This is a genomic window from Thiopseudomonas sp. SA1F2-1K (assembly GCF_057443035.1).
Genome location: NZ_CM172014.1, coordinates 490,118 through 515,880 on the forward strand (window position 1 = coordinate 490,118; position 25,763 = coordinate 515,880).

20 protein-coding genes are annotated in these 25,763 nt (G+C 48.8%); 18 read left to right on the top strand and 2 right to left on the bottom strand.

Annotation, left to right across the window (positions count from 1 at the left end):
* Positions 1–130 precede the first annotated feature (130 nt).
* The 5 genes from mreC (at position 131) to AC2T15_RS02360 (ending at position 7,567) form a co-directional block, all read left to right on the top strand.
* Positions 131–991 (top strand): rod shape-determining protein MreC, encoded by an 861-nt coding sequence (gene mreC, locus AC2T15_RS02340; protein WP_486778646.1) that lies wholly within the window; start codon positions 131–133, stop codon positions 989–991.
* Positions 981–1,451: a rod shape-determining protein MreD gene (gene mreD / locus AC2T15_RS02345; RefSeq protein ID WP_486778647.1), complete on the top strand. Its 471-nt coding sequence runs from the start codon at positions 981–983 to the stop codon at positions 1,449–1,451. Before mreC ends, mreD begins: the two co-directional genes overlap by 11 nt.
* A gap of 83 nt (positions 1,452–1,534) precedes the next feature.
* Positions 1,535–2,128, top strand: coding sequence for a Maf family protein (locus AC2T15_RS02350; RefSeq protein ID WP_486778648.1), 594 nt, complete (start codon positions 1,535–1,537; stop codon positions 2,126–2,128).
* A 71-nt stretch (positions 2,129–2,199) separates the two neighbouring features.
* Positions 2,200–3,657 carry a ribonuclease G gene (rng, locus tag AC2T15_RS02355; RefSeq protein ID WP_053101324.1) on the top strand — a complete coding sequence of 486 codons (1,458 nt, stop codon included), beginning with the start codon at positions 2,200–2,202 and terminating at the stop codon, positions 3,655–3,657.
* Positions 3,658–3,742: 85 nt separating this feature from the next.
* Positions 3,743–7,567 carry a YhdP family protein gene (locus AC2T15_RS02360; RefSeq protein ID WP_486778649.1) on the top strand — a complete coding sequence of 1,275 codons (3,825 nt, stop codon included), beginning with the start codon at positions 3,743–3,745 and terminating at the stop codon, positions 7,565–7,567.
* A gap of 56 nt (positions 7,568–7,623) precedes the next feature.
* On the opposite strand, the gene recN is transcribed toward AC2T15_RS02360, so the two are convergent.
* Complete coding sequence (recN, locus tag AC2T15_RS02365; RefSeq protein WP_053105148.1) at positions 7,624–9,315, bottom strand: DNA repair protein RecN; 1,692 nt, start codon at positions 9,313–9,315, stop codon at positions 7,624–7,626.
* A 160-nt stretch (positions 9,316–9,475) separates the two neighbouring features.
* On the opposite strand from recN, the gene grpE reads away from it, so the two are divergent.
* From grpE to AC2T15_RS02410, 9 genes are all read left to right on the top strand, one after another.
* Positions 9,476–10,033: a nucleotide exchange factor GrpE gene (gene grpE / locus AC2T15_RS02370; RefSeq protein WP_053101331.1), complete on the top strand. Its 558-nt coding sequence runs from the start codon at positions 9,476–9,478 to the stop codon at positions 10,031–10,033.
* A 150-nt stretch (positions 10,034–10,183) separates the two neighbouring features.
* Positions 10,184–12,100: a molecular chaperone DnaK gene (gene dnaK, locus AC2T15_RS02375; protein WP_486778650.1), complete on the top strand. Its 1,917-nt coding sequence runs from the start codon at positions 10,184–10,186 to the stop codon at positions 12,098–12,100.
* 122 nt (positions 12,101–12,222) lie between these two features.
* The gene (gene dnaJ / locus AC2T15_RS02380; RefSeq protein WP_486778651.1) at positions 12,223–13,350 is read left to right on the top strand and encodes a molecular chaperone DnaJ; all 1,128 of its coding nucleotides are present in this window, start codon (positions 12,223–12,225) and stop codon (positions 13,348–13,350) included.
* A gap of 146 nt (positions 13,351–13,496) precedes the next feature.
* The gene (gene dapB / locus AC2T15_RS02385; protein WP_053101339.1) at positions 13,497–14,300 is read left to right on the top strand and encodes a 4-hydroxy-tetrahydrodipicolinate reductase; all 804 of its coding nucleotides are present in this window, start codon (positions 13,497–13,499) and stop codon (positions 14,298–14,300) included.
* A 160-nt stretch (positions 14,301–14,460) separates the two neighbouring features.
* Positions 14,461–15,591, top strand: coding sequence for a glutamine-hydrolyzing carbamoyl-phosphate synthase small subunit (carA, locus tag AC2T15_RS02390; protein ID WP_053101341.1), 1,131 nt, complete (start codon positions 14,461–14,463; stop codon positions 15,589–15,591).
* Positions 15,592–15,593: 2 nt separating this feature from the next.
* On the top strand, positions 15,594–16,268 hold the full coding sequence (gene leuE / locus AC2T15_RS02395) for a leucine efflux protein LeuE (protein ID WP_435694027.1): 675 nt from the start codon (positions 15,594–15,596) through the stop codon (positions 16,266–16,268).
* 16 nt (positions 16,269–16,284) lie between these two features.
* Positions 16,285–19,506, top strand: a complete 3,222-nt coding sequence (carB, locus tag AC2T15_RS02400; RefSeq protein WP_053101345.1) for a carbamoyl-phosphate synthase large subunit — start codon at positions 16,285–16,287, stop codon at positions 19,504–19,506.
* Positions 19,503–19,979, top strand: coding sequence for a transcription elongation factor GreA (greA, locus tag AC2T15_RS02405; protein WP_053101347.1), 477 nt, complete (start codon positions 19,503–19,505; stop codon positions 19,977–19,979). The genes carB and greA overlap by 4 nt, the downstream gene beginning before the upstream one ends.
* Positions 19,951–20,415 (top strand): hypothetical protein, encoded by a 465-nt coding sequence (locus AC2T15_RS02410; RefSeq protein WP_148561509.1) that lies wholly within the window; start codon positions 19,951–19,953, stop codon positions 20,413–20,415. The genes greA and AC2T15_RS02410 overlap by 29 nt, the downstream gene beginning before the upstream one ends.
* Here AC2T15_RS02410 and yhbY read toward each other — a convergent pair.
* Complete coding sequence (yhbY, locus tag AC2T15_RS02415) at positions 20,412–20,723, bottom strand: ribosome assembly RNA-binding protein YhbY (RefSeq protein ID WP_053101350.1); 312 nt, start codon at positions 20,721–20,723, stop codon at positions 20,412–20,414. The two genes, AC2T15_RS02410 and yhbY, sit on opposite strands and share 4 nt — an antisense overlap.
* A gap of 85 nt (positions 20,724–20,808) precedes the next feature.
* On the opposite strand from yhbY, the gene rlmE reads away from it, so the two are divergent.
* The 4 genes from rlmE to glmM all read left to right on the top strand — a co-directional run bounded on the left by rlmE (position 20,809) and on the right by glmM (position 25,728).
* Complete coding sequence (gene rlmE, locus AC2T15_RS02420) at positions 20,809–21,432, top strand: 23S rRNA (uridine(2552)-2'-O)-methyltransferase RlmE (RefSeq protein ID WP_053101351.1); 624 nt, start codon at positions 20,809–20,811, stop codon at positions 21,430–21,432.
* A gap of 122 nt (positions 21,433–21,554) precedes the next feature.
* Positions 21,555–23,474: an ATP-dependent zinc metalloprotease FtsH gene (ftsH, locus tag AC2T15_RS02425; RefSeq protein ID WP_053101353.1), complete on the top strand. Its 1,920-nt coding sequence runs from the start codon at positions 21,555–21,557 to the stop codon at positions 23,472–23,474.
* 49 nt (positions 23,475–23,523) lie between these two features.
* Positions 23,524–24,375 (top strand): dihydropteroate synthase, encoded by an 852-nt coding sequence (gene folP / locus AC2T15_RS02430; RefSeq protein WP_053101355.1) that lies wholly within the window; start codon positions 23,524–23,526, stop codon positions 24,373–24,375.
* A gap of 9 nt (positions 24,376–24,384) precedes the next feature.
* Positions 24,385–25,728 (top strand): phosphoglucosamine mutase, encoded by a 1,344-nt coding sequence (glmM, locus tag AC2T15_RS02435; RefSeq protein WP_053103541.1) that lies wholly within the window; start codon positions 24,385–24,387, stop codon positions 25,726–25,728.
* Positions 25,729–25,763: the final 35 nt, after the last annotated feature.

Here is a 25,763-nt window from a genome sequence, read left to right on the forward strand (position 1 = left end):
AGTGAGTCAGCTGAGTGGGTAAGACATTGTTTGGTTGTAAAGGCCTCATTCATTAAGCCTGAGTGGGGCAGGGGTGTGACTTATTCAGCATTTATTTAAAAAGAGACCTTCATTAGGTACCCGTTTTGCGGTGCTAGCGGTGCTCTCTATTTTAATCATTGCCGCTGATGCGCGCTTTAAGGTGCTGACTCCCGTACGTAATAGTTTAGGGGTGGTACTGACTCCTTTGTATCAAGTCGCTGAATGGCCACTGCAAGTGTGGCACGATTTAGATCAGCGTTTTACTAGCCGCAGGCAGCTGCTTGAAGAAAATCAACAACTCAAGGCTGAAGCCTTACAAATGCAGCGGCGCCTATTAAAACAAGCCAATATTATTGAGCAAAATGTGCGTTTGCGCGAGTTGCTGAATTCTTCTGCATTAATTGATGAAAAAGTGGTGGTCACCGAGTTGATTGGTGAAGACCCCAATCCCTATTCCCAGCGTATATTGATTAATAAAGGCAGCCATGAAGGGGTATTTTTGGGGCAGCCAGTATTAGATGCGACAGGGTTAATGGGGCAGGTAGTTGAAGTCATGCCCTATAGTTCTAGGGTGTTATTAATTACTGACGCAGCCCACAGTACGCCAGTGCAAGTTAATCGCAATGGATTACGCGCCATCGCCTCAGGTGTTGGACAAAGCGATCTGCTAGAGCTGCGCTATGTGGCCGAAACCGCTGACATTAAAGAAGGTGACTTGCTAGTGACTTCAGGTATGGGGCAGCGCTTTCCCGCAGGTTATCCGGTAGCGGTTGTGACGCAGGTTAATCGCGATGCTGGCCAGCCGTTTGCAGTGATTAAAGCGGTGCCTACCGCTGCACTAAAGCGCAGTCGTTACTTGTTATTAGTGTTTAATAATCAGAGCGGCTATTCCGCCAGTTTTGTCGGCCCTTTACCCTTGGCGACAGAAACAGAACCTGCAGCACCCCAGGAGCTAGCGGATGCCCCGTAGCTTGGTGATTTGGGGTAGTTTATTGCTAGCCTTAGTGTTAGCAATTATGCCTTTACCTAATTTTATGCAGATAGGGCGTCCTTTGTGGGTGTTGCTAACCCTTACTTTTTGGTTCTTAGCAGCGCCGAAACAAGTAGGGCTAGGATTAGCCTGGTGTTTAGGCTTAGCCCAAGATGTGCTGTATGGCGCTACCTTGGGGGAGCATGCAATTATTTTTGTATTGGCGCTAACCTTTATTGGGGTGATGCGGCAGCGCATTCTGTTATCGCCAATGTGGCATCAGGCACTGGCCTTGGCGATTATTTATGCCACTGTACTGTTATTGCAGTTGTGGCTAAATGTATTGATTGAGCGGCGACCACAAAGTCTAACGCTATTATTACCGGCATTAATTAGTAGTTTACTATGGCCTTGGGTAAGGCTTGGGTTATCTGCTCTAGCCCGCTGGCGCCTCCGGTAAATAGAGCACGTGAGACGATAACAGCTGGACATAATCAAGGTAGATGCGATGAGTGTTAAGCATTACTGGCAGCAGGTAGATAAATGATGCGGCTTTATTTAGCGTCGACGTCTCCACGTCGGCATGACTTATTGGCAAGAACAGGGCTTACTTTTACCGCGTTAGATCCGGCGGTAGATGAGAGTGTGCGCGAAAATGAAGCTGCAGTAATGTATGTCGAGCGGATGGCCAAGGCTAAAGCGGAAGCAGGTTATGCGCTATTAAATGCACCCACTGAGCGGGATGTAGTGCTAGCAGCTGACACCATTGTGGTATTGGAAGACTGCATTTTAGGTAAGCCAAACGATCGAGACGAGGCGCGGCAAATGCTGCAGGCCTTATCCGGGCGTTCCCATGTGGTGATGACTGCCATTGGGGTTAAAGACAGTGAAAAGCTTCGGGTGCAGCGAGTCAATACCACGGTATTTTTTCGCAGTCTGAGTGCGGCTGAAATTGAATGGTATTTGGATACCCAAGAGCCGATGGATAAAGCTGGTGCTTATGGCATTCAAGGCCAAGGCGGGATTTTTGTAAGCTCCATCACGGGCAGTATTAGTTCGGTGGTGGGCTTGCCCTATGCTGAAACCTTACATTTGCTAGCCAGTTTTGGCATTGAGCATCCACCAGTGCAGGATTAACTAAAGCTTCAGTGGTTGAGCCGCCTTATTTGCGAGCGGCCAAGAACCAGTTGATAAGGAAAACGTGTTTCATGAGTGAAGAAATTTTAATCAATATCACCCCAATGGAATCACGTGTCGCCATTGTTGAAAATGGTGTGCTGCAGGAAGTGCATGTCGAGCGCACACAAAAGCGCGGCATCGTTGGCAATATTTATAAAGGTAAGGTGGTGCGGGTTTTGCCTGGCATGCAGGCGGCTTTTGTGGATATTGGTTTATCGCGCGCTGCTTTTATTCACGCTGCTGAGATTGCCACCAGTAACGGCCAACCAGCAGAAAGCATTTCTGGCTTGGTGCATGAGGGACAGTCGCTGATTGTTCAGGTCACCAAAGACCCAATTGGCAGTAAAGGTGCGCGACTGACCACGGATCTGTCGATTCCTTCCCGCTATTTGGTGTATATGCCCCATAGTGAGCATGTGGGTGTGTCGCTAAAAATTGACAGTGAAGCCGAGCGCGAGCGCCTCAAGCAGCTGATGCAGCAGACCTTAGAAGAGCAGCAGTTAGCCGATGAGGGTGGGTTTATTATCCGCACCGCGGCTGAGGGTGTCGGCGCTGATGAAATTTTAGCCGATATTTTATATTTGCACCGACTGTGGCAGCAGGTCGAGCAGCAAATTAAAACCTGCAGCACCCCGCACCTGATTTATGAAGACTTATCGCTGGCGCTGCGTACCCTGCGGGATTTAGTCAATGAGCGCACTGAAAAAATCCGTATCGATTCCCGTGAAACACTGCAAAAAGCCGAACTGTTTGTGGCTGAGTTAATGCCGGAAATTCGTGAACAACTTGAGCACTATCCCGGTGAGCGGCCGATTTTTGATTTGTATGGCATTGAAGACGAGCTGCAAAAAGCCTTAGAACGCAAGGTGCCGTTAAAGTCAGGTGGCTATTTGGTGGTCGATCCAACAGAAGCGATGACCACCATTGACGTTAATACAGGGGCCTTTGTTGGCCATCGCAACCTGGAAGAGACCATTTTTAAAACCAACCTTGAGGCGGCGTTGGCCATTGCTCGGCAGTTACGTTTGCGTAATTTGGGCGGCATTATCATTATTGATTTTATTGATATGGCCGATGAAGAGCATCAGCGCCAAGTGCTGCGAACTCTGGAGCGCCAGTTAGAGCGCGATCATGCCAAAAGCAATATTATTGGCATCACCGAACTAGGTCTGGTGCAAATGACCCGTAAGCGCACCCGGGAAAGCCTATCGCAGATACTCTGCGAGCCTTGCTCAACCTGCCAGGGACGTGGATTATTGCGTACCGCAGAAACCATTTGTTATGAGATTTTCCGTGAGATTTTGCGCGAAGCACGGGCATTTCAGGCGGAAGGTTATATGGTGCTGGCCAGTCAAAGTGTTATCGATCGGCTACTGGATGAAGAGTCTGGCAATGTGGCGGACCTTGAAACCTTTATTGAACGGCCGATTAAGTTCCAAGTCGAAACCATGTATTCCCAAGAGCAGTATGATGTGGTGTTACTGTAAATTCTAAGGGTTGTTGTTAGTTCAGCAATAACCCAAGCCGCTTACTTTAGTTTGCGGATTTCTTTGTTCATAAGGTTTAAGTGCCATGCAAATTCAACTACAGCATTTAGGGAAAAAACTCGCGTGGTTGATGGCTATGTTGTTGTTGCTGTTTGCTTTATTGGTGAGTGTTGGCCGGATTTTATTGAGTTACACCGAAGACTATCAGGCCGAGATAGTGCAGCAGCTAGCAGCAGCGCTAGGTAAGCCTGTTACCGTGGAGTGGCTCAGTGGTAACTGGCGTGGGCGTTATCCTCAATTGCAGGCACGGCACGTTACTTTAGGTAAAAGCCAAAGTTTAGCTCTAAAGCAAATCACGTTCGATATTCGTCCCTTTGCCAGCTTGTTTACAGGGCAGCTTAAACTGGCCAAAGTGCAGTTGGAGGGGGTGCAGTTAGCCTTTGTTGAGGATCAACAACAAAATTGGCGAGTACTGGGCTTACCTGAAAACAAAGATCAAGAAGTAGATCTTTCCTACGCTAGCGTGGTGCAGTATCTGGCGCAGTTAGGGCAGGTTGAAGTACGAGATAGTCGTTTTGCTTTTTTCCCTTATCAAGCTGGTCCTGTGGTGTTTAAACAGGCCAACCTTGGGTTTAGTAATGGCTATTTGAGCCAGCAGTTACAGGCTTCTTTAAGTCTGCCCGATGACACTCAGGTACAGCTTAAGGCCAAAGGTAAGTTGCATGCGACTGATTGGCGGCAAAGTGACTTACATTTTTACTTAGCTTCAGAAGCCACGGATTGGGCTCGCTGGTTACCGGTTAAGCAGTGGCAAGACTGGCAACTAGTGCAAGCCGAGTTTGGTCTTCAGTTATGGGGTGAGGTGAGCGATGGCTGGTTGCAGCAGGCTAGTGTGCAACTAGCTGCTGAGCGTGTGCAATTAACTACGCCCCATGCTCAACAGATGACAGTTGATCAACCAGAACTGGCCTTGTTTTATCAAAAACAGGGTGAGCGGGCTGAAGTATGGCTCGAGTCGCTGAAGTTGTCCTTAGCCAGTGATACGGTTTTGCCGGTAGCTGAACCTTATCAGTTACAAGCTTTGATTAGCTATGAACCAGAGCCCGAGGGGCCGATGCTACGGTTGCAGATTCCAGAGATTGACTTGCCGGCAGTTAATCGCTGGGTTTTAGCCTTTTTGCCACAGCAGCACGCCGCCTATGAGGTTGTTAAACGTTTAAATTTTCAGGGGCAATTACAGCAGCTTTGGTTGGAGTGGCGACCAGAGCATCCAGAGCTAGCTAAGCAGCTGAGTTTTTCGAGCGCAGTAAAGGATCTGAGTTATTCAGCCTGGGAGCATGTGCCCAGTGCATCAGGTATTAACGGTACTGTGCATGGCACGGCTTTGAATGGTGAACTACGTTTAGATACTCAGGCATTTAGCTTGCATTTGGCTGAGTTATTCCCTCAACCTTGGCAGTATCAACAAGCCCGCGCACAGTTAATGTGGTTATTTGATGAGCAAGGCTTTGAGTTGGCTAGTCCGTACTTGCAAGTTCAGGGGCAAGAGGGGCAAATTGCTGGCGATTTCGTGATTCGTCTATTTGATGATCCAGCCCTAGAAGATTACATGGACTTACGAGTTGGGTTGGTCGACGGCAATGCTGCTTTTACTGAAAAGTACTTGCCTACCCGCGCACCTGGTTTTAGTAAAGAGCTAGGTGACTGGCTAAAGCATGCGATTGTTGCGGGCCAAGTAGAGCAAGGTTATTTTCAGTATCAAGGGGCAATTAGCCAGCATCAAGATAAAATGGCCAGTGAAATGGGACTGTACTTTAAAGTGCGTGATGCAGAGTTGGCCTATCAGCCTGGTTGGCCAGCCTTAACCCAGGCTGAGGCTGAAGTACTAGTTGATGGCAGCCAAGTGGTGGTTGAGTTGGCGCAGGGGAAAATTCTCAATACTCGGGTTACTGACGCTGTCGCTGAGGTGCCTTTAGCTACAGGCGCGCCTCAATTACGGTTATCAGCTAAGCTCGACAGCAGCATGCAAGATGGCTTGGCTATTTTGCAGCAAACTCCGTTAGCTGAGGATTTATCTGCACTGCATAGTTGGCAAGGTAGCGGCCCCTTGCCCGCGACTCTGAATTTAGCGATACCACTGGATAAGCAAGCCCCACCGTTACAGGTGGTAGTAGATTTTCAGGCCCGGCAAGCTGAACTTAATTTAGTTAACTTAGGCGTGCCCTTGACTCAAGTGAACGGCGATTTTCGTTACGATTTGCAGCAGGGTTTAAGTGCTAAGCGTGTGGCAGGGCGGGTGTTTAATCAGCCATTTACCGGCGAAATAACCGCTCAGCGTAAAGCGCAGCAGGCTCATACCTTGATGCGTTTTAACGGCAAGCTTCCGGTTAGCACGTTATTGACTTGGGGTGGATTGGATAGCCAGCTGCCAGTAGCCGGCCAGTTGCCCTATAACCTGGCAGTCAACTTACAGGGGGCTGATGCCAACCTTGAATTAACCTCCAATCTAGAGGGTGTTAGTTTAGATTTGCCGGCTCCCTTTGCGAAACGTAAGAATCAATCTCGAGCGATCCAGCTACAGATTCAGCTGCCTGCCCAAGGGACACCTAGCTATCAATTGCACTATGCTAATTTGTTGTCAGCCAATGCACGTGTACCCAATCATCAATTAGGGCAGTTGCGTGCACGAGTTAAATTGGGTGGGGGAAAAGCCGGGGCGCCTACGGCGAGTGGCATCAGTTTAGAAGGCCAGTTGGCTGAGGTACAGCTAGAGCAATGGCAGGCATGGGCTGAGCCATATTTTAGCCAATGGCAAGTGGCTGCTACTGGGAACCCAACGCCTAAACTGTCCACAGTGAATCTCTCAACCCCGCGCTTTAGTGGGCTAGGTATGAGTCGACAGCCTTTGAGTTTTCAGTTAAGACCTCAAGCCAATAATAGTTGGTTGGCCCAAGTGGATAGCCCGCTCCTTAAGGGGAGTCTGCGTTATTATGAAAATAACCATCAGCCCCATCAGATCACCTTAAGTCAGTTAACCTTGCCTCGTCCTGCAGATACAGCGACGTCTCAGAAACAAGATGCTTTAGCGGGCATCAATCCGAAAACTATTCCGAGTATGGATGTCAGCATTCAGCAGCTTAATCTTGGCTCGCAGCCGTTGGGTACTTTACGCTTTAAAGCACGTAAACAAACCCATGGGCTGCGCTTATTGGATATTGCCAGCAATTTACAAGGGTTGAGTGTGCATGGACGATTAGACTGGTTGCAGCCAGCCACCCGCGTCAGCTCTAGCTTTACTGGGCAATTACAGGGAGGAGATATTGGCAAGGTGCTGAGTGCCTTTGGTTTTGCTAAAACCATCAGCAGTAAACAGTTTTTTACCGCAATTAATGGTCGTTGGGATGGCTCACCGGCAGCCATGGGCACTGAAGCCTTTACCGGCGACATTGATGCCCGTTTTAGCCAGGGACAATTAAAAAGTATCGAAGGAAATGCTCAGGCCGTACGCGTCTTTGGCTTACTCAATTTTGAAACCATTGGCCGGCGTCTACGCTTAGATTTCTCGGATATTTTTGATCGAGGCTTAGCCTATGACACCATTAAAGCCCGGCTACGTGCCGATAATGGTTTATTTAAAACGGTAGGGCCTGTAGTTATGGCTGGGCCAGCCACTGACTTGCAACTAGAAGGCTTTATTGATTTTCCCCGGGATAAAATCAATGCTCAGCTAAGGGTTAGCGTGCCTTTAACGAGCAATTTAACCATTGCGGCCATTGCTGCTGGCGCGCCTTTAATTGGTGGGGCTGTTTATTTGGCGGATAAAGCGTTAGGTAATCGCTTAGAAAAACTTACCGCGGTGCGTTATCGCATTACTGGAGCTTGGTCTAAACCGACGGTGCGGATGCAGTAACCCGCTGCAGGTTTAGCCCGCTGCCACGAAAGAGTAACTGGCAGCGGGCTTGCAGTTTAGGCAGAAGCGGAAATCGGCAAACGCAGTAGTTGCTTAGCATGGGCTAAGGATTCGTTGGTGATTTGAATCCCCCCCAGCATACGGGCGACCTCTTCAGTACGCTCATGGGTTGACAGGACTTTGACCGAAGTGTCGGTGCTGTGTTTGGAGTGTTTTTTATGCACATACAGATGCTGATCACCATGGGCTGCTACCTGGGGTAAGTGGGTGACAGCAATCACTTGGCCACGTTGCCCGAGTTGATGCAGTAAGCGTCCCACGACTTCAGCGGTGGGGCCGCCAATGCCCACATCGACCTCATCAAAAACTAAGGTGGGCGTTTCGCTGCTAGCTGCAGACACCACTTGGATAGCTAAGCTAATACGTGAAAGCTCACCACCAGAGACGACCTTGGCCATTTCTTGCAAGGGTTGACCTGGGTTGGTGCTGACTAAAAAACTGACTTGTTCAAGGCCATGGCTAGAAAGCTCTTCGTTGGCTGCCCGCGGAAATAGGCCAATTTCAAACTGAATAGACACTAACCCCAGCTGTTTGAGTTGCTTGGATACCGCCTGTGCAAAGCGGGGCGCTGCCCGGTGGCGCGCTTGGCTTAAGGCTTCAGCGGCGACCTGGTAGTTACTTTGTGCCTGTTCAATTTGTTGCTCAAGCTGCTCTAGGTTGGCGGCTTGTTGATCAAGGGTGTTGAGCTCGGCGCGTAACTCTTGCTGCAGATTGAGCAAGTGCTCGGGTTGAATTTTATGCTTGCGCGCTAAGCTGTAGATGCTATCGAGGCGTTGCTCAATCTGTTCTTGACGTATAGGGTCGGCATCAAAACTATCGGAAAAACGGCGCAATTCGCCCATGGCCTCGTCAATTTGAATATGAGCGCTGCTAAGTAAATGTCGTGCGCTCTCAAACTGGTTTAGTTGTTTAGCCGCTTGGCTATTGCTTAGTTGTTGCAGGCAATAGTTAAGACTGCTGAGCAGTGAGTTTTCAGGGTTATCACTGCAGATATCCAGCACAGTTTGCGAGCTGCCTAGCAGCTGAATGGCGTTATCTAGTAAGCGCTGCTCTTGTTCAAGTTCGGCAAGCTCAGTTTCTCCTAGATTTAGCTGATCCAGTTCTTCCAGTTGGTAACGCAGTAATTGTAATTGAGCTTCGTGCTGAGCAGCGGCTTGTTCAGCGTTGTGCTTGGCTTGGCTTAATTGTCGATAGCTGAGCGCAGCCTGCTTGACTTGCGCAGCTAAGGCATCGGCTTGGGCGTAGTCGTCAAGTAATAAGCGGTGCTGATCGAGTTTCAGCAGGGCTTGTTGGGCATGTTGGCCATGGATATGCACCAGCATTTCGCCCAGGGTTTTAAGGTCAGCTAGTGGGCAGGCGATACCATTAATGTAGGCGCGTGAGCGGCCTTCTTGGGTAATGACTCGGCGTAAAATGCACTGCTGATCATCCGCTAAATCGCGTTCTTGCAACCATTGTTGAGCAGCAGGTAACTGGGTTAGGTCAAACAGCGCTTGAATTTCAGCTTTTTCTCGCTCGGGCTTAACCGCATGACTATGGGCGCGTCCACCTAAGACCAGTCCAAGGGCATCGAGCATAATCGATTTTCCTGCCCCTGTTTCACCGGTAATTACACTCATCCCTGAGCGCAAATCAAGTTCTAGGTGTTCAACAATGGTGTAGTGGGAAATCGTTAGATGAGTCAGCATGAAATTCACCTGTAACAATAAACAGTCTGTGAATTTATACAGTATTTTTTATGGCTTGCAAAGGACTTTTTAAATCACCTGGTTTAGTGCCTTGAATTCGTAGGAGCTAGCCCTCATATAAAGCGTAACTTGTAAAAAATACTGCACTGAGGACAGGGCAATGACAGAACAGCAGAAACCAGAAACACCAGAAGTTGAAGTAGATGAAGCCTTGCTTGAGAGTGAAGCAGCTGAGGCGCCTGAGCCAGCGGTGGAAAATGACCTAGAAGCACAGTTAGCGGCGTTAACTGATCAGTTGGCAATGGCTAAAGATCAAGAACTGCGATTAATGGCTGAGGTACAAAATACCCGTCGCCGCGCCGATCAGGATGTAGAAAAAGCTCATAAGTTTGCTTTAGAAAAATTTGCTAAAGACTTATTAGCGGTGGTGGATACCTTAGAGCGTGCACTTGAGGTACAGATTACTGAAGATACGGCGGTGCAGTCGATGCGGGAAGGGATTGAACTGACCTTAAAACTATTGCTTGATACCTTAAAGCGCCATCAGGTAGAGCAAATTTCACCAGAGGGTCAACCCTTTGATCCAGAGTTACACCAAGCCATTTCAATGGAATCTAATGCTGAGGTTGAGCCCAACTCGGTGGTGAAGGTATTCCAGAAAGGTTATTCCATCAGTGGCCGTTTACTGCGTCCGGCTATGGTGGTGGTGAGTCAGTAAGTACCAGCAATAACAGCGTTACGAAATAATAAGCGACACAATAAATAGCCGAGGGCTTGAAAAGTTAAAAATAGCCCCCATTTATTAGTCAAGCATTAAGAATTAGCGGCTCATAGCGAGCATAAGACTTAGATCAGTTTGGAGAACATCATGGGTAAGATTATTGGTATTGACTTGGGTACAACTAACTCCTGCGTGTCAGTGTTAGAAAACGGTACTGCAAAAATTATTGAAAACGCTGAGGGTGGTCGTACTACGCCATCAATCGTTGCTTATGCCAACGACGGTGAGGTGTTAGTAGGGCAATCAGCTAAGCGTCAGGCGGTGACTAACCCAACCAACACCCTGTATGCGGTGAAGCGCTTAATTGGTCGTCGGTTTGACGAAGAAGTAGTGCAAAAAGACATCAAAATGGTGCCTTTCGCTATTGTTAAAGCGGACAATGGTGATGCCTGGGTTGAAGTAAAAGGCGAAAAAATGGCACCGCCACAGATTTCTGCGGAAGTCTTGAAGAAAATGAAGAAAACCGCTGAGGACTACCTCGGTGAGCCAGTTACCGAAGCCGTAGTTACGGTTCCTGCATACTTTAACGACAGTCAGCGTCAAGCCACTAAAGATGCGGGTCGTATTGCCGGCTTAGATGTTAAGCGGATTATTAACGAGCCGACAGCAGCAGCCCTAGCTTACGGTATGGATAAAGCCAAAGGCGACCGTACGGTGATCGTGTATGACTTAGGTGGTGGTACCTTTGACGTTTCGGTGATTGAAATTGCTGAAATTGATGGCGAGCACCAGTTTGAAGTGTTGGCCACCAACGGTGACACCTTCTTAGGTGGTGAAGACTTTGATATTCGCTTAATCGACTACTTAGCCGATGAGTTTAAGAAAGACAGCGGTATGGATCTTAAAGGTGATCCATTGGCGATGCAGCGCTTAAAAGAAGCGGCTGAGAAGGCTAAAATTGAGCTCTCTTCAGCGCAGCAAACCGACGTTAACTTGCCTTACATCACGGCTGATGCCAGTGGTCCTAAGCACTTAAACGTGATTATTTCTCGCGCTAAATTAGAGTCATTGGTAGAAGATTTAGTCCAGCGTACGTTAGAGCCGTGCCGCACTGCGTTAGCCGATGCAGGCCTTGAAGCCAGCGCGATTGATGAGGTGATTCTGGTAGGTGGTCAGACCCGTATGCCATTAGTGCAAAAAGCGGTCGCTGATTACTTTGGTAAAGAAGCCCGTAAAGACGTTAACCCTGACGAAGCAGTAGCCATGGGTGCGGCCATTCAGGGTGCGGTATTAGGTGGTGATGTTAAAGACGTTTTACTGCTAGACGTGACGCCTCTGTCCTTGGGTATTGAAACCATGGGCGGCGTGATGACTAACCTGATTGAGAAAAACACGACGATTCCAACCAAGAAATCCCAGGTGTTCTCAACGGCTGATGATAACCAGCCGGCAGTAACTATTCATGTGTTACAAGGTGAGCGTAAGCAAGCAGCGCAAAACAAATCCTTAGGTCGTTTTGACTTATCGGATATTCCGCCTGCGCCACGCGGTGTGCCACAAATTGAAGTAACCTTTGATATTGACGCGAACGGTATTATGAACGTGTCAGCCAAAGATAAGGCGACCGGTAAAGAGCAGTCGGTAGTGATTAAGGCTAACTCTGGCTTAAGCGATGAAGAAGTTGAGCAAATGGTGCGTGATGCCGAGGCGAATGCTGAGGAAGATCGCAAGTTTGAAGAGTTAGTAACGGCGCGTAACCAAGGTGATCAGCTGGTCCATGCGACCCGTAAGATGGTGACTGAGGCAGGCGACAAGGTGACTGACGAAGAAAAAACAGCCATTGAAGCGGCGGTCGTTGAGCTTGAAGAAGCGATTAAAGGCGACGATAAAGCACTGATCGAAGCTAAAATCGAGGCTGTATCACAAGCGACTGCACCGGTGGCACAAAAAATGTATGCCGACCAAGCTCAAGCAGCTGAGGCGGGTGCAGATCAGGCGCAAGCCGGTTCAGACGATGTAGTTGATGCAGAGTTTGAAGAAGTGAAAGATAACGACAACAAGTAATTGTTGCCTAGAGTGTTCACTTAATCGATGTGGCCTGTAATAAGCTGCATCACTGTTCGCGCGGGAGCTTGCTCCCGCGTTGACGTGTTTAAGGTGCAGTTTTAAGTCAGAGAGTAAGTTTTATGTCAAAGCGTGATTATTACGAAGTGCTTGGGATTGAGCGCGGAGCCAGTGAAGCGGAGCTAAAAAAAGCTTATCGCCGCTTAGCGATGAAGTTTCACCCAGACCGTAATCCCGACGACAAAGACGCGGAAGAAAAGTTTAAAGAAGCTAACGAAGCCTATGAGGTGCTGTCCGACGCAGAAAAGCGTGCGGCTTATGATCAATACGGCCATGCCGGAGTGGATCCGCAAATGGGCGGTGGCGGTTTTGGTGGTGGCTTCTCCGGCGGTAACTTTGGCGATATTTTCGGTGATGTATTTGGCGATATCTTTGGTGGTGGACGCAGCCAGCGTGGCGGTCCTCAGCGTGGTTCCGATCTACGTTACACCATGGATTTAACCCTAGAAGAGGCGGTGCGTGGTACCACTCAGAAGATCACCATTCCAACGGCAGTCGAATGTAAAACCTGCCATGGCAGTGGGGCGAAAAAAGGCACCAGTCCAGTCACCTGTACGACCTGTAATGGTGTAGGACAGGTGCGTATGCAGCAAGGTTTCTTTGCTGTACAGCAAGAGTGTCCGCGTTGTCATGGTAGCGGCAAGATGATTACTGATCCTTGCGGCTCTTGCCATGGTCAAGGGCGGGTGGAAGAAACAAAAACCTTGTCGGTAAAAATTCCTGCTGGCGTGGATACGGGTGATCGCATTCGCTTATCGGGTGAGGGCGACCTTGGCGTAAAAGGCGGTCCTGCAGGTGATTTGTATGTGGTGGTGAATGTGCTGCCCCACGATATCTTTGAGCGTGATGGCGCTGATTTGTACTGCGAAGTGCCGATCAATATTGCCGATGCAGCCTTAGGTGGTGAGCTTGAAGTGCCGACTTTGGATGGTCGGGTTAAATTAAAAATTCCTGAGGGCACTCAAACCGGCAAAATGTTCCGTTTGCGCGGTAAAGGTGTTAAGCCTGTGCGTGGGCATGCTGTCGGTGATTTGATGTGCCGTGTGGTGGTGGAAACGCCGGTTAAACTCGATAAACGCCAGCGTGAAATGCTCGAGGAGTTTCGTACCAGCTTGCAAGGTGATGCTTCGCACTCACCTAAAGCTAGCGGCTTCTTTGAGGGAGTTAAACGTTTCTTTAATGACCTGTAGTCGTTAGTGGTCATGGCTGAGTTGAGTGCTCAGCGGAAACAGGCGTAACAGATAAAGTCAGTTTGCGGCATAATAGGCTCAAACTGACTTTTTTTATCGTCGCGAGTTTAAAGCGGGCGGTAAATCACTAATCAAAGGATTCCTCTATGCTTCGTATTGCAATTATGGGCGCTGCTGGGCGCATGGGTAAAACCTTAATTGAGGCCGTGCAACAGTTAGACGGTTGTCAGTTAACAGTGGCGGTTGATCGTCCTGATAGCAGTTTAATTGGTGCTGACGTAGGTGAGCTGGCTGGTGTTGGGCGGTTAGGGGTTAACTTAGTCGCTGATCTAGGCAGTCAGCTAGAGCACTTTGATTTAGTGATTGATTTTACTCACCCAACCGTCACGGTAAATACGTTAGAAGTCTGTCGTCAGGCTGGCAAAGCAATGGTGATTGGTACCACTGGCTTTAGTCCTGCTGAGCGTGAGCTATTAACCCAGGCTGCCCAAGAGATTCCGATTGTCTTTGCGGCCAACTACAGTGTGGGCGTTAACCTGTGTCTTAAATTGTTAGACATGGCGGCGCGGGTGATGGGTGATGATGCAGATATTGAAATTATTGAAGCTCACCATCGCCATAAAGTCGATGCGCCTTCGGGTACCGCGCTACGGATGGGCGAAGTGGTGGCAGAAGCATTAGGCCGTGATTTACAGCAAGTGGCAGTGTATGGTCGAGAAGGGCAAACCGGTGCCCGCGAGCGTGAGACCATAGGCTTTGCAACAGTGCGTGCGGGTGATGTGGTGGGCGATCATACGGTGCTGTTTGCCACTGAAGGTGAGCGGGTAGAGATTACCCATAAAGCCTCCAGTCGTATGACCTTTGCTAAAGGGGCGGTGCGTGCAGCAAGCTGGTTACAAAAGCAGCCTGCAGGACTTTACGATATGCAAGACGTACTTAGCTTACGTTAGCCTTTCGGTTTAGGAAAAATTCCAGTAGAATGCCGTTTTAGTTTATTACTAAAGAAGCGCACACTATGAATTGTATTTAAAGCGGAATGATGTTTACTCACGTCATTCCGCTTTTTTGCGAGAAAAAAGCGCACCATTGCTACTATATCGGGAGGTCTTCTTGACTAAGCCAGCCATACTCGCCCTTGCAGACGGCAGTATTTTTAAGGGCGAATCCATTGGAATTGACGGACAGACCGTTGGTGAGGTGGTATTCAATACCGCCATGACCGGCTATCAGGAAATTCTAACGGATCCATCCTATGCACAACAAATGGTTGCTCTGACCTATCCACATATCGGTAACTCAGGGACAACGCCTGAAGATGCTGAGTCTAATCAGGTGTGGGCAGCAGGACTTATTATTCGTGACTTACCGTTAATTTCTAGCAACTGGCGTGATCAGCAGCCACTAGGCGAGTATTTAAAAGCCAATAAAGTCGTGGCTATTGCCGATATTGATACCCGTCGCTTAACTCGCATTTTGCGTGAAAAAGGGGCACTTAATGGCTGTATCTTAGCCGGTGAAGATGCAACTGAAGAGCAAGCGTTGGCCTTAGCTCAGCAGTTTGCCGGTATTCAAGGTAAAGACCTAGCCCGTGAAGTGAGCACCGCTGAGATCTATGAGTGGCGTTCAGGCCCTTGGTGCTTACAAACTGACAGTCACCCAGAAGTTCCGGCAGCAAAACTGCCTTACCATGTGGTGGCCTATGATTTTGGCGTGAAGCGTAATATTTTACGTTTATTAGTGGCGCGCGGTTGCCGAGTAACCGTAGTACCAGCTGAGACGCCAGCCAGTGAAGTGTTGGCGCTCAATCCGGATGGGGTGTTCTTATCCAATGGCCCTGGCGATCCAGCACCTTGCAGCTATGCAGTGCAAGCCATTGAACAAGTGATTGCCGCAGGCAAGCCCGTATTTGGTATCTGTTTAGGTCATCAGCTATTAGCGTTGGCTTCCGGTGCGCGCACTGAAAAGCTGCCAAATGGTCATCATGGGGCTAATCACCCGGTACAAGACTTAGCTACCCAGCGGGTCATGATTACCAGTCAAAATCATGGTTTTGCCGTTGCTGAAGACAGCTTGCCAGCTAACCTGCGGGTTACTCATCGTTCTTTATTTGATGGCACCGTGCAGGGCGTTGAGCGTACCGATGTAGTGGCCTTTGGCTTCCAAGGGCATCCAGAAGCAAGCCCTGGTCCAAATGATGTGAATGGCTTGTTCGATCGTTTTGTCGCAGCGATGGCTAAGTAGTTATGATGGCGAGTTTGGGAGTGGTGGAACTCTGGGCCTATGTCATAGGTACAGTGTTGATTGTATTGCTGCCAGGCCCTAACTCGTTATTTGTGCTTAGCACTGCTGTGCAGCGCGGGGTAGCCGCTGGTTATCGCGCAGCTGCGGGGGTATTTATTGGTGATAGCTTGCTGATGCTGTTTTCAGCGCTCGGCATGGCATCGCTGCTAAAGACACACCCGATGCTGTTTGAAGTTTTAAAAATGATTGGCGCTGCTTACCTTGGTTATCTTGGTCTGCGGATGTTAGTCGGCGCTTGGCGCACTTATTGCTCTAAAGCGTTGAACAGTAAGCCAGCAGTGGCTGCAACTGAGCCGTCTGCCTCGCACAAACTGAGTCATCCGTTGCGTAAAGCCTTGATGCTGAGTTTGTCGAATCCTAAAGCTATCTTGTTTTTTATGTCTTTTTTTATCCAGTTTGTTGACCCAGGTTACGCCTATCCTGGAGTGTCCTTTCTGGTGTTGGGCATTATTTTACAAGTGATTAGCTTGTTGTACCTTACGGTACTGATTTTTATGGGTGCCCGCTTGGCCCACTGGTTTGCACAGCGTAAGCGTATTGCAACCGGTGCTGGAGCCGCAGTAGGTACTCTGTTTGTCGGCTTTGGCGTGAAGCTGGCGACTGCAACTTTGTCCTGAATATTACGAGAATCCCATGCCAAAACGCACAGATATCAAAAGCATTTTAATTATCGGCGCCGGTCCGATTGTCATTGGTCAGGCTTGTGAGTTTGACTACTCGGGCGCGCAGGCGTGTAAAGCACTGCGTGAAGAGGGCTATCGAGTCATTTTGGTTAACTCGAACCCAGCCACCATTATGACTGACCCTGCCATGGCCGATGCCACCTACATTGAGCCAATTCAATGGCAAACCGTGGCTAAAATCATTGAAAAAGAGCGTCCAGATGCGCTGCTGCCAACCATGGGCGGACAAACCGCGCTGAACTGTGCGTTGGCGTTAGAGCGTGAAGGTATTCTGGAGAAATTTGGCGTAGAAATGATCGGTGCTAATGCCGACACCATCGATAAAGCTGAAGACCGCTCACGTTTTGATAAAGCTATGCGTGATATTGGCTTAGCTTGCCCGCGCTCGGGGATTGCGCACTCGATGGATGATGCCTACCGAGTGTTGGATGAAGTGGGCTTTCCGTGCATTATTCGTCCTAGTTTTACCATGGGCGGTACCGGTGGTGGGATTGCCTATAACCGCGAAGAGTTTGAAGAGATCTGTACCCGCGGTTTAGATTTATCGCCAACCAAAGAGTTGTTGATTGATGAATCACTGATCGGTTGGAAAGAGTACGAAATGGAGGTGGTGCGTGATAAAAACGACAACTGCATTATCGTGTGCTCAATTGAAAACTTTGATCCTATGGGCGTACACACCGGTGACTCGATCACCGTAGCGCCAGCCCAAACCTTAACCGATAAAGAATACCAAATCATGCGCGATGCCTCGTTGGCAGTAATGCGTGAAATTGGTGTTGAGACCGGTGGTTCAAACGTACAGTTTGGGATTGACCCTAAAGATGGTCGCATGGTGGTGATTGAAATGAACCCCCGTGTGTCCCGCTCATCAGCACTGGCTTCAAAAGCTACAGGCTTCCCGATTGCTAAAATTGCCGCTAAGTTAGCTGTGGGTTATACCCTAGATGAGCTAAGCAACGACATTACCGGTGGCCGTACGCCCGCTTCTTTTGAGCCAGCAATTGATTACGTAGTTACTAAGATTCCACGCTTTGCTTTTGAAAAGTTCCCTAAAGCCGATGCCCGTTTAACCACCCAGATGAAATCAGTGGGTGAAGTGATGGCGATTGGTCGCACCTTCCAAGAGTCGTTACAAAAAGCCCTGCGGGGCCTAGAAGTGGGCGTGAATGGCTTAGATTCAATTATGGATATTAAAGCTGCCGATGCCGAATCAACCTTGCGCCGCGAATTAACCGTGCCAGGAGCTGATCGCATTTGGTACTTAGGCGATGCCATTCGTTTTGGTATGAGTCGCGATGAAATTTACGAGCTGACCAAGATTGATCACTGGTTCTTAATTCAGTTAGAAGACTTAGTTAAAGAAGCCGAGCGTCTGAAAACCATCGGTTTGAATGATGTGGATTACGCCTTAATGCGTAAACTTAAGCGCAAAGGTTTTGGTGATGCGCGCTTAGCTAAGTTGTTGTCGGTCACAGAAAAAAGCGTGCGTGCCCGTCGCCAGCAGTTAGGTGTATTGCCGGTGTACAAGCGAGTAGATACCTGCGCTGCTGAGTTTGCTACTGATACTGCTTACATGTACTCCACCTATGAAGAAGAGTGCGAAGCTAATCCGTCAGACAACAAGAAAATCATGATTTTAGGTGGTGGTCCAAACCGTATTGGTCAAGGTATCGAGTTTGACTACTGCTGTGTACATGCGGCCTTTGCCATGCGTGAAGATGGTTACGAAACCATTATGGTGAACTGTAACCCTGAAACGGTTTCCACCGACTATGACACCTCTGACCGCCTCTACTTTGAGCCGGTGACTCTAGAGGATGTATTAGAAATTGTACGGATTGAAAAGCCAGTGGGTGTGATTGTGCAGTATGGTGGACAAACGCCACTTAAAATCTGCCGCGCGTTAGAAGAAGCCGGAGTGCCGATTATTGGTACTAGTCCTGATGCGATTGACCGTGCGGAAGACCGTGAGCGTTTCCAGCAAATGGTGCAGCGCCTTAACTTGCTACAGCCGCAAAATGCGACCGCCCGCAGTGAAGAGGAAGCGATTATTGCTTCCCGTGAAATCGGTTATCCATTGGTGGTGCGTCCTTCCTATGTGTTAGGTGGTCGCGCGATGGAAATTGTGTATGACGAGGAAGAGCTTAAGCGTTATATGCGTGAAGCGGTGCAAGTTTCCAATGACAGTCCTGTGCTGTTGGACTACTTTCTCAACAGTGCAATTGAAGTGGATGTAGATGCGGTATCGGATGGTAAGCAAGTGGTGATCGGCGCCATTATGCAGCACATTGAGCAAGCCGGGGTGCACTCCGGTGACTCAGCCTGTTCATTGCCACCGTATTCCTTAACCCCTGAAGTGCAAGATATCATTCGCGACCAGGTATCACGCATGGCACTAGAGCTAGGCGTTGTTGGTTTAATGAACGTACAGATGGCGGTTCAGGGCGATGATATCTATGTGATTGAAGTCAACCCACGTGCTTCCCGTACTGTGCCTTTTGTTTCTAAGTGCATTGGCGAATCCATTGCTAAAGTAGCAGCCCGCGTAATGGCTGGTAAAACCCTTGAGGAAGTAGGCTTTACCAAGGAAATTATTCCGCCGTTCTACAGTGTTAAAGAGGCGGTGTTCCCCTTTGCTAAGTTCCCAGGGGTAGATACCATTCTTGGCCCTGAAATGAAGTCTACCGGTGAAGTGATGGGCGTGGGCGATAGCTTTGCTGAAGCCTTTGCTAAATCACAAATGGGTGCTAGCGAGACGTTACCTACTGAGGGCACGGTATTTTTGAGCGTGCGTGAAGATGACAAGCCCTATGTGGCCGCTTTAGCCCGTGATTTAATCGAATTAGGCTTTGAGGTAGTTGCGACTTCTGGCACAGCTCGTATCATTGAGGCAGCTGATTTACCGGTACGCCGAGTAAATAAAGTAACTGAAGGTCGTCCTCACGTGGTTGATATGATCAAAAATGCTGAGGTGACGTTGATTATTAATACGACGGAAGGACGTCAGTCGATTGCTGACTCGTTCTCGATTCGTCGTAATGCCTTGCAGCATAAGGTTTACCTCACCACCACCTTGGCTGGTGGGCAAGCCGTATGTGAAGCGTTGAAGTTTGGTCCTGAAAAGACTGTTCGTCGCTTGCAAGACTTGCACTCAGGAATTAATGCGTGACTAAATTTCCAATGACTGTCCAAGGCGCTCGCGCCTTGGAAGATGAACTTAACTTTTTGAAAACCGAGCGTCGTCCGCAAATCACTGAAGCTATTGCCACTGCGCGTGAGCTAGGTGACCTCAAGGAAAATGCTGAATATCATGCTGCTCGTGAGCAGCAGGGTATGGTCGAGGCACGCATTCGAGACATCGAAGGCCGCCTTTCAGCCGCTCAAGTGATTGATGTAACGACCATCGCTCACACTGGTAAGGTGATTTTTGGTACCACCATCGACATTATGAATGTGGATACCGATGAAGAAGTCTCTTACCAGATTGTGGGTGAAGATGAAGCTGACATCAAACAAGGAAAAATCTCAGTCACCTCACCGATTGCCCGTGGCTTAATTGGCAAAGAGGAAGGTGAAGTGGTAGCTATCCAAACGCCGAGTGGTGTTGTGGAGTATGAGATACTTGAAGTTAAGCACATCTAAAGCCGTACTGACTCCAGCATTAACCAGCTCCCAAGTGATTTGGCAGCTGGTACAAATGCTGTGGGTTGGTAGTTTATTTTTAACCCATTTTCTGTTGCTGCCCGCTTTGCAAACAATGGCTTTGGCGCCAATGTTAGTGCAAGAGGTGGCAGAGAGTTTAAGGCCAGTTTTGGTTGGCTTGGCAGTGGTGGGTGTGATATTTCAGCTGGTGCTGTTGATGCAAGCGCGTAAAGCACGCTGGTTAAGCGATCTACGAGGGTGGCTATTGCTTAGCAGTTTAGTGTTAGCGGCAGTGTTTTATGCTTTGCCAGTGATCGATTCGCAGCTGCAGATAGTCCAAGGGTACAGTTATTTAGCATTGAGTTGCGTGGGTCTGCTCTTGCTGGTACAGCCGTTTCCAGCAGTAGAGCAGAATCATCAAGCGCGCGAAAATTAAGCTTGGTAGCGTAAAATATTCGACAGATTTTTATTGGGCTTAGGATTTTTACGGTAGATAACAGCCACCTTACCAATACTTTGTACCAATTCAGCGCTGGCTGATTGGCAAAGTTGGTCTAAAATAGCTTTTCGATCTTCGCGCTCACCAATACGGAGCTGAACTTTAATTAATTCGTGATCATTAAGTGCACGATCTAATTCAGCCAGTACACCTTCTGATAGACCGTTATCTGCTACAGTCAGCACCGGTTTTAGAAAGTGGCCAATAGCTTTAAATTGTTTTTTTTGCTCTTGGGTGAGCGACATAGTGAACCTCTGCAGTGTAACGGTTTGAATAAACGCCTAGTTTACCCGACCTAGCCATGAAAGAGGTATTTTTACGAGGTATTCTGTGGCACGTTCAAAAAGTAGTGGCCGCTGGCTAAAAGAACACTTTGATGATCAGTATGTTAAGCAGGCGCAGAAAGACGGTTATCGTTCGCGGGCTAGCTATAAATTACTGGAGATTCAAGATAAAGACCGTATTTTGCGCCCTGGCATGACCGTAATTGACTTAGGCAGTGCGCCTGGGGGCTGGTCTCAAGTAACCAGTCGGGTGATTGGTGATAAGGGGACCTTGATTGCTTCGGATATTTTACCGATGGATAGTATTGCTGATGTCACCTTTATTCAGGGCGACTTTACTGAAGACTCGGTTTATCAAGAAATTTTAACGGCGGTAAATAATCGGCCGGTTGACCTTGTTATTTCGGACATGGCCCCCAATATGAGTGGTATCCGTACTGCAGATCAGGCCAGTGCTATGTTTTTGTGCGAACTAGCTTTGGACCTTGCCAGTAAAGTATTAAAGCCAGGCGGGGATTTTTTAATTAAAATTTTCCAAGGTGAAGGATTTGATGCTTACTTAAAACAGGTGCGCGAGCAGTTTGAGAAAGTACAGATGCGTAAACCTGCTTCCTCAAGGGACCGTTCGCGTGAGCAATATTTGTTAGCACGAGGCTATAGAGGAGAGTAAAGGTGAACTCTCAGCCGATACATCACCTAAGCTAGGAATAGAAATTTTGATACAACTGGAACTCGATTTTAATCAGGCGGTTGCCGCAACAAGCAGCTGCAGAGGGTGGCTAAGTGAATGATATGACTAAAAACCTATTGCTCTGGGTGGTAATTGGCGTGGTGCTAATTACGGTGATGAATAATTTTTCATCCCATAATGAAGCCTCCAAGCTCAATTACTCCTCTTTTATTGAGCAGGTTAAAGAAGGCAAGGTGAATCAGGTCACTGTTGATGGTTATATCATTAGCGGTAAGCGCCTCGATGGCAGTAGTTTTGAAACGGTGCGTCCGGCAATTCAAGATAATGGCTTAATGGGCGACCTGATTGATAACAATGTAACCGTAGTGGGTAAGCAACCAGAACAGCAAAGTATTTGGATGCAGTTGCTTGTGGCTAGCTTCCCAATTTTGGTCATTATTGCCGTGTTTATGTTCTTTATGCGGCAGATGCAGGGCGGCGCTGGCGGTAAGGGCGGCCCGATGAGCTTTGGTAAAAGTAAAGCGCGGATGCTATCTGAAGACCAAATTAAAACCACATTAGCTGATGTGGCCGGTTGTGATGAAGCTAAAGAAGAGGTGGGTGAGCTGGTAGAGTTTCTGCGTGATCCAAGCCGTTTTCAGCGCTTAGGTGGAAAAATTCCCCGCGGCGTATTGATGGTGGGTCAGCCAGGTACAGGTAAAACTCTATTGGCTAAGGCGATTGCCGGTGAAGCCAAGGTGCCATTTTTCACTATTTCTGGTTCTGATTTTGTTGAAATGTTTGTCGGGGTTGGTGCTTCTCGGGTGCGTGATATGTTCGAGCAGGCCAAAAAACACGCCCCGTGCATTATCTTTATTGACGAGATTGATGCGGTCGGTCGTCACCGTGGCTCGGGTATGGGCGGCGGTCATGATGAGCGTGAGCAAACCCTGAACCAATTGCTAGTTGAAATGGATGGTTTTGAAGGCAATGACGGCGTAATTGTTATTGCTGCGACTAACCGTCCAGACGTGCTGGATCCTGCGTTATTGCGTCCAGGGCGCTTTGACCGCCAAGTGGTGGTGGGTTTGCCTGATATTCGTGGGCGTGAGCAAATTTTACATGTGCACATGCGTAAAGTGCCGGTGAGTAATGATGTGGATGCGGCGGTGATTGCCCGCGGTACGCCAGGTTTCTCCGGTGCAGATTTGGCCAACTTAGTAAACGAAGCAGCCTTGTTTGCCGCTCGTGGTGGCAAGCGCGTAGTAGAAATGGCTGAGTTTGAACAAGCCAAAGATAAGATCATGATGGGTGCCGAGCGCAAATCCATGGTGATGTCAGAGAAAGAAAAGCTGAATACAGCCTATCACGAGGCGGGACATGCGATTGTTGGCCGTTTAGTGCCTGAGCATGACCCAGTCTATAAGGTGTCCATTATTCCCCGTGGCCGCGCCTTAGGTGTGACCATGTTCTTGCCTGAAGAAGACCGTTATAGCTTGTCTAAGCGTGGTTTGCTCAGTCAGATCTGCTCACTTTATGGTGGTCGGATTGCTGAAGAAATGACTTTAGGCTTTGATGGGGTAACGACAGGGGCGTCAAATGACATCATGCGCGCCACCCAAATTGCTCGCAATATGGTAACCAAGTGGGGACTGTCGGAAAAATTAGGGCCTTTGCAGTATGCCGAAGATGATGACGCTGGCTTTTTAGGTCGGGGTGGTTCCGGTGCGGCGGCTAATGTATCGGGTGAAACAGCTAAACTGATTGATCTTGAAATACGAGAAATCATTGATAGCTGCTATGCCAAAGCCAAGCAGTTGCTGGAAGATAATCGCGACAAGCTAGATGTCATGGCGCAAGCCTTGATGAAGTATGAAACCATCGACTCCGATCAAATTGATGACATTATGGCGGGGCGCGAAGTGCGTGAGCCTAAAGATTGGAGTGGCGGTAATGGGCCGCAATCAGGTGCACCTGCAGCGCCAAACACAGAACCTCCAACCGCTCAGCCTGACTTAACGGATCCGGCGAGCGAACATTAATCCTTGATGCCGCTGATTCCAGCGGCATTTTTTTTACCGAAAGCGTTAGGTGGTAAAAGTGGCACAGCAATCGTGGTTACAGTGCGGCGCACGGCGTTTAGATTTAACTGAGCCCAAGGTGATGGGTATTGTGAATATGACGCCTGACTCTTTTTCTGATGGTGGGCATTATAATCATCTCGATCAAGCGCTATTACGGGCACAGCAGTTATGTGCTGAAGGCGCAGCGATTATCGATATTGGTGGTGAGTCTACCCGGCCAGGCGCCGCTCAGGTTTCTGAGCAGCAAGAGTTAGATCGTGTAGTGCCGTTGGTTGAGCGCATTGCCCAAACGCTCGATGTGGTGATTTCTGTTGATACATCCACCCCGAGTGTTATGCGTGAGTCAATTGCAGCCGGTGCCGGGCTGATTAATGATGTGCGCTCGTTGCGCCGTGAAGGTGCATTGGAGGCAGTGCAGGATACTCAAGCTGCTGTTTGTTTAATGCATATGCTAGGTGAGCCGCAAACCATGCAGCAGCAACCTGAATATGCTGATGTGACGGCCGAGGTGTTGCAGTTCTTGCAGGAGAAGGTTCAGTTGTGCGAGCAAGCAGGAATTGCTAAAAGTCGCTTATTGATTGATCCAGGTTTTGGATTTGCGAAAAATTTAACGCATAATTTGACCTTGTTTAAGCAACAGCAACAGTTAGCTGTTTTGGGGTTACCCTTGTTGGTTGGGGTTTCCCGCAAAAGTATGATTGGCCAAGTATTAGATAAGCCGGTTGAGCAGCGTTTGTTTGGTAGCTTAGGGTTGGCTGTAATGGCGCTTGAGCGTGGAGCAAAGGTGCTTAGAGTGCATGATGTGGCTGCTACTGTAGATGCAGTCAAACTGTTTAATGCTGTAATGGCAGCGCAATAGGAAGTGGATATGACGCGTAAGTATTTTGGCACCGATGGCATTCGTGGGCGTGTAGGAACGGCGCCGATTACCCCAGAGTTTATGTTGAAATTAGGCTGGGCGGCGGGCATGGCATTTCGTAAGCAGGGTAAATGCCGGATTTTAATCGGCAAAGATACGCGTATTTCTGGCTATATGTTTGAGTCTGCGTTGCAAGCAGGGTTATCGGCTGCCGGCGCGGATATTTTATTGTTAGGCCCGATGCCGACCCCCGCGGTTGCTTATTTAACCCGTACTTTCAAGGCGGAAGCAGGGATTGTCATTAGTGCCAGTCATAATCCGCATTATGATAACGGGATTAAGTTCTTCTCCGCGCAGGGTACTAAGCTGCCAGACGAAGTTGAGCTAATGATTGAAGAGCTGCTAGACACACCGATGAGCGTGGTTGATTCTGAGTTGTTAGGTAAGGCGTCACGGATTAACGATGCGGCAGGTCGTTATATTGAGTTTTGTAAGAGCAGTGTGCCTACTAGCAGTGATTTTTCAGGCTTTAAAATTGTCTTGGACTGCGCCCATGGTGCCACCTATAAGGTAGCGCCTAGTGTGTTTCGTGAGCTTGGTGCAGAAGTTATTGTCACCGCGGCTAATCCTGATGGGGTGAATATCAACCATGGCGTAGGTTCAACTTCACTCGGCTCGTTATGCCAAGCAGTGGTTGAGCACGGCGCCGACTTTGGTATTGCCTTTGACGGTGATGGTGACCGAGTGTTGATGGTGGATCACACCGGGGCTGAAGTGGATGGCGATGAGCTGTTATATATTATTGCGACTGACCTGCAGGAGCGTGAACGTTTGCCAGAAGGCACAGGGGTAGTCGGCACCTTAATGAGCAACCTTGGATTAGAGCTGGCGCTGAAAGAGCGTGGCATCCCGTTTGTGCGGGCTAATGTGGGCGATCGTTATGTGATGGCAGAAATGCAGAGTCGTGGCTGGGTGCTTGGCGGTGAAAACTCAGGGCATATCCTTTGTGCCCAGCATGCCACCACTGGTGATGCAATTATTGCTGCCTTGCAGGTCTTGCTGGCGCTAAAGCGTCGGGGACAAAGCTTAGCCAAAGAGCGTTTGGCGTGGAAAAAATTGCCCCAGGTGTTAATTAATGTGCGTTTTTCTGGAGAAAAAAATCCGTTAGATGCATCAGAAGTGCAAGCAGCCTGTGATCAAGCCACTGAAGCGATGGCTGGGCGTGGACGTGTATTGCTGCGTAAGTCTGGAACAGAACCTTTGATTCGGGTGATGGTGGAAGGCGAAGATGAGCAGTTAGTGCAGCAGTATGCAGAACAGATTGCTCAAGTCGTGGAAACGGTTTGTAGCTAGCGCGGTCTAGCAACTTCAAGTATAATTTGCGCCCT